General features: G+C 35.1%; 5 protein-coding genes. 1 reads left to right on the forward strand and 4 read right to left on the reverse strand.

The genetic code is table 11. The features are described 5' to 3' along the window. From E1176_RS07225 to E1176_RS07235, 3 genes are all read right to left on the reverse strand, one after another. Positions 1–1069, reverse strand: a 1069-nt coding sequence (locus E1176_RS07225; protein ID WP_155209934.1) for an oligosaccharide flippase family protein, incomplete at its 3' end; no start/stop codon positions are given. Beyond that, complete coding sequence (locus E1176_RS07230; protein ID WP_155209935.1) at positions 1066–2070, reverse strand: sulfotransferase family protein; 1005 nt, start codon at positions 2068–2070, stop codon at positions 1066–1068. The genes E1176_RS07225 and E1176_RS07230, both read right to left, overlap by 4 nt. A gap of 62 nt (positions 2071–2132) precedes the next feature. Further along, positions 2133–3803 carry a hypothetical protein gene (locus E1176_RS07235; protein WP_155209936.1) on the reverse strand — a complete coding sequence of 557 codons (1671 nt, stop codon included), beginning with the start codon at positions 3801–3803 and terminating at the stop codon, positions 2133–2135. A gap of 78 nt (positions 3804–3881) precedes the next feature. On the opposite strand from E1176_RS07235, the gene E1176_RS07240 reads away from it, so the two are divergent. Further along, a complete protein-coding gene (locus tag E1176_RS07240) occupies positions 3882–4799 on the forward strand; it encodes a sulfotransferase family protein (protein WP_155209937.1) in 918 nt (305 codons plus the stop codon). On the opposite strand, the gene E1176_RS07245 is transcribed toward E1176_RS07240, so the two are convergent. Beyond that, positions 4783–5596 (reverse strand): glycosyltransferase (locus E1176_RS07245; RefSeq protein WP_155209938.1); only part of this gene is annotated, 814 nt, incomplete at its 5' end. The genes E1176_RS07240 and E1176_RS07245 overlap by 17 nt on opposite strands.

The following is a 5596-nucleotide window of genomic DNA, read 5'->3' on the forward strand; positions in this document are numbered from 1 at the left end:
CAAATTGTCTTGAAAATGGCTCAAATATTCCGTAAAGTGCCATTACTCTTAAGACTGGAACAGATTCGGGGTATTCTGGGCCTGCAATCACTAAGACAATAAAATCTGCAAAAATGAAAATAAATGCCACTGCTGGTAATACCGCTATTAATATAACCCCTACAGATTTCTCATACATATACTTGGCAGCTCCTGTTCCCTCCTCTCGCACTCTATTTATCATTTTAGGATAAAATACGGACGCAATGGCACCGAGCGGAATTTCGAAAAGGTTTGTAACCCTAACCGAAGGTGAAAATACAGCAGTAGCTGATGTGCCAATCATACCCCCTAAAAACCACTCCCTTACTGATTTATTGAGCATAGTACTCAAATTGGTACCTAAAGTGTACTTTCCATAATGAAACAAACGACTTAGCCACTTGAAGTCAAACTGCCAGTAGAGCTCACTTTCTTTAGTTGCAAATAAAAAAGCTACAATAGAACTAGCTACATAACCCATACTGTACACCGCAGCAAGCATAAATAAGTCTGTTTCAACTTTAAATATGTAGATATATAAAATGTAAATGAATAACGACCCTTTCTGAATCATAGTGCTTACGAGCGTGCCCATAAACTTTAAATTAGCCTGTTGAAGGAAATTGAAATGAGCAAAAAGGGTAAACCCAAAAACAGATACTATGCTTATGAGAAACATAGACGGCATTATAGGGGCGTCAATAAAAAACTCAATTGTGAATGAAAGAGCGACAAATATGGCAGATATCACCCCTGCTGCTAACAAATTCAATGCTAGTGAAGCTGTTATAATGTGCTTTCGATTTTCATCTTTTTCTGAGTTTAAATACCTTAATAAAGGATTATAGATGAAGGCATTTCTTATTGACTCTGATAAAGCTAAAATTGAAAGAAAAATTACCCAAACCCCAAAATCACTTTTACTCAATGTTCTGACTAAAAAGAAGAAATTAAGTAACCCAAAAAGGGTAATTGCTATTCGGTTTAGAAGGGTAATCGACCCAGACTTTACCCAATAAGAATTTTTGATTTTTTTAAGAAAGCTCACCAGTTATTATCCTCCTCAAATCCCAGCTTTATTAAATTTTCACCAGCGTACTTTTTAAAAATTCGTTTCCTTTTAACTGACCATGACACCCACTTTTGATTAGGTTTGAAATTGTCGCTTTTCTTTACTGGATTCCAGTGAACTTCATCACTTTTAGTTTTATGACTAGACGAACCTAATACTGGAACATCTTCCAATTTGTCCCAGGGAAACTTATCATTATCAGCTTCTATAAAATTGAAGATTTTCACAAGCTCCTCCCTGGTATTATCATTCACCTCATCATATCTTACGATTAATACTCTGTCTGACATATCTGAAGCCTCTGCCATTCTAATAAACTCCATGATGTTATCAACCCTATGAGACCATCTTTCACACATCTTTTTAAAGGCTCCATCTCCACCCCAGCTTTTAGAAAATGACTCCAAGGTATCTCGTCCATCTCTTATTAATATCACAACTTTACAAGACGGGAACATATGAAATATGTTTTGTAAACGCCCAGCATCAGGTGTTTTGAATAGTAGTGAGCTTCCAGGCTTAATGAATTGTGAAAAATAATCTAATAGACCATAACCCATTGACTGCGTCAATCCAATGCTATGTTCAATTAGCTTTTTATCTCCAGATTTTATCCATTTATTCCAAGTACTGACAGTTTGATAGGCATAATTCTTAATATTTTCAGAATAAGTATATAGACACTGCTCGTCAGGCAAATCATCTCCAGATGGAAACTCTAGCTCAGGGTGTAGATCTAGCATGTGGCTTAAATAATTTGTGCCGCTCCTCTGAGTTGGAGAAACGATATATGTCATCTTGATACTATTTCTATGGCTAGGTGGCTTATTGTAACTTTTCCAGTCCATAGAAAACGGAGTTTCTTGAAATAATGGAAAAGGACTTTCTTTATCTCTAAATAAATACTTAGCTCTTAAGTCATTATAAAACTTTTGCCCTAATATTTTTTTTGCCGCTTGAGCTAAAATCATTTTCATTTTTCTCTTATTTAAACTTCAAATTTAAGTGATAGATAAGCATTTATATCATTTTTGATTAATCATTTAGGCACTACTAAAACCTGAGGAAATTCAGTGAATTTTACAGTGTTAGTATCTCTACCTGACAAACAAATGGAATGTAAGCTTTTGGTTGAGTTAAAATCTGATAAATCATAAAGCTCTGATTTATATAATAAGCTTTTTGGAAATTTCAGACTTAGTTTGTCATTTCTATTTGTCCCCAACCAAAATATTATAGCTCGACTATTATCATCTTCTAATGAGATAAGATTAAGTGGCTGTTTCATGTAAACATATTTTAAATTATACCCACTTAAAACCTCCTTAAGGTGTTTTACCGTATACCAAGCCTGATACTTTGCTCCTTGTTTTTTTACTAATCCTGTTGTTGCAAACTTTGTCTGATAACCATTCTTTCCTACTTCCACAGGATCTTTTAAAGTAAAAAGGAAGGTTTTATCATATCCAGCTGCATAAGTCGTAAACAACAGCCTCAAAAGGTGCCTTAAGTGTGCACTTTCACTAATCTCATGATCACCTATGTGATCTTGCCTGATTGTGGGCGCTCCAATTGGGCTTATTTGATCACTCACTTTATCATAGCCAGTTTCTGTGAGATAGACTGGGAAGTCATACAATTCTCTTACCTCTTTAATAAACTCATATGAATCAGCAAATATGCTTGTTTCCTCTACAATCGTGCTTTCTTCACCAGTTTGGCCTCCCTCAAAAGGGTAAGCATGGGCAGTAAATATCAAATTTTCTTTGGGTATAACTTCAAATTCATTTGATGGCGCTTTGCTCCGCAAGCCCTTTAAATGGCGTAAGACATTCTTTACATAGTCTGTCTTTATATCCGTAGGACTAGGAAACAGAATCCTCATAGTCGAGTCGGCAGTTAAGATACCATGACCTTCTCCCATAAGACCCATATGACCATCTATCGCTGCAGATAAAAAAGCTGCCAGAATTTTTGGTGAAGCATACTCTTTTTCACTAAACCAGTCTTTATCCATTTCATTCCCTGGCTCAATGGCAAAAACCAGGTTTAAACCTGCTTTAATCTCATTATCAGTTGTCAACTTCAGCAAGTCTTTTTTGATGGATCCACCGTTTTCTATCAGTTTGTTATTTCCATATCGAGCTGTAAACTGAAATAAAAATGAGGAATACGCTTTGTAGTCCATCGGATTTTCCGGGTCACCCCCTTGGTCGTATGGGATTTGCCAGACGTTTATTAAGCTATCTTTTGGAACGTTAGTATATAGTAGATTTCTTGCAAGTACAGGTATTGCCTGTATATCATTCTCCTTTAATTGGTTTAAGAATAAGTCAAAATGAAATTTACCAGCACCTTTGGCTGGGTTAAACCCTACCAGATCATTAGGATATTCATCGTGAGGAATACTTAAATCTACTTTAAAAAATTTCCCTCTATACTCAGTTACAAATTCTTCTCCGGTAAACAAATAGCTATCCATACCAAAGATCCTGTGAGATTTAGATATCTGGTATTGATCTTTTATCCACTCTTCATTTTGCTCCCGCACCGAATTAATACCTAAAAATTCATTAAAAACGGCTCTTTGTAAAATTTGATCTTTAGATAACTCAACGTCATTTGCAGTGTTATTGTCATTATATATTACAAGACCGAAAAGCAGTAAAGTGCATAAAAGTAAAATGGATAAAATGAAGAGTAATCTCATTGACATCAAATCTCTATTTGTTAGTATTTTTATGACTGTTTTTATTACACAAAACAACTAAACAAAATTTGTTCAAATATGACTAAATTATTACCAGACTTTTTAATCATTGGTGCGGGCAAGTCTGGCACGACTTCGCTTGACAATTATTTGAAGCAGCATGAGGCGATTTATATGAGTCCGGTAAAAGAACCAAATTTCTTTGCATATGATAAGATTGATATTCAATCTCTCGACAAAGATGCTCTTCAGCACTATAAAGAATCTGTTACAGATCTGGAGACTTATAAGTCATTGTTCAACGATTCAAAACCAAATCAGTTATTAGGAGAAACCTCAAATACGTATTTGGTCATTGACGGGACCGCGGAAGTTATAAAAGATTATATTCCTAATACAAAAATAATTGCCATAATAAGACAGCCCACCAAGCGACTATATTCAAGGTATTTACATTTGGCCAGAGAAAACGAACTTCCTTCACAAGATTTTTCAGAAGTATTAGATAAATCATCAATTTGGTGGGTAAGAAATGATCTTGTTAAAGAAGGGTTTTATTATAAAAACCTTAAACGCTATTTTGATGTCTTTCCAAAGGAAAATATTAAGGTCCTCCTACACGAGGATTTAAAACGAAATTCTAAATCTGTTTTAAGTGAGGTTTTTGAGTTTTTGGGTGTAGGGGATATTGAAACCATTGACGACTCAATTGAATATAATAAGTCAGGGTTTATTAAAAATAAGTTTTATGACAGAACCTTCGGTCACAATAGCATCTTTAAAAAAGCTGCAAAGGCTCTGATCCCAAACCGCCTCTACACAAAAGTCAAGAGTGTTAACTGGTTACAAAAAATGGTAAACGACCTTCAGAACAGTAATTTGAAGAGGCCAGAGCTTGATCATAACCTTTATAGAAAGATTACCGAAGAAGTATACCTTGACGACATCAAGAACTTAGAAAAGTTAATAAACCGTGATCTTAGTTCTTGGAAGTAATTATTGGCTCAACTTTACGCATTACTTCATATATGCTATTTACATTATTTTCCCAGGTATGTGACTCAGCAAATTTTTGTCGAGCAATTGATTTTGCTTCTGAATTTTCTTCAATCGACTTCATAACAAGTTCTGAAAATTCGTTTTGTGACTTACTCAGGTAAACAAAATCTTCAAAGTACTCCATGGCAGGTGTGTAGGTTGCTACTACTGGTGTACCCATTGCTAAATATTCGTCAATTTTTCTAGGGTAATTACCAATGGTCATATCATTTACCACTTGAGGGTTAATTGCACAATCAAATGAAGCAATGTATGCGGGTAACATGTCTGAGGATTTATTCCCTAAAAAATGAACATTCTCTATATTATGAAGATTGGAATTTTCAAAATCTGCGTCTTCAGGTCCTACAAGTACAACAGAACCGGTATCCATGTTTTTTGCGATATTTTCTATAATATCTATGTCCAACCTTAAACTTGTCAGATAGCCAACATATCCGACTATAGGCCCTTCAATACCTTTCATATCCTGAGGTAACTCTTTTACTTTCTGCCTATCAAAAAGCGAGAGGTCACAGCCTTGACCTACCATTTCTGAAATTTGATTATACTTTCTTAAGTAATCTGCAAGGAAATCAGAATTAGCCACCACACCATCGTATTTCGATGCTACCTTGGGCTCTGCTTTCTTCCCATGTCTCGCGAAATAAGGTTGAGAAACAAGATTATCACGAATGTAATAAATAGACAGACTAGGCTCTAAGTACTCAGTTGAATAAAGACCTAAAGAGATG

Origin of the sequence: Fulvivirga aurantia, assembly GCF_009711475.1 — a bacterium.
In the GTDB taxonomy this organism is placed as follows: domain Bacteria; phylum Bacteroidota; class Bacteroidia; order Cytophagales; family Cyclobacteriaceae; genus Fulvivirga; species Fulvivirga aurantia.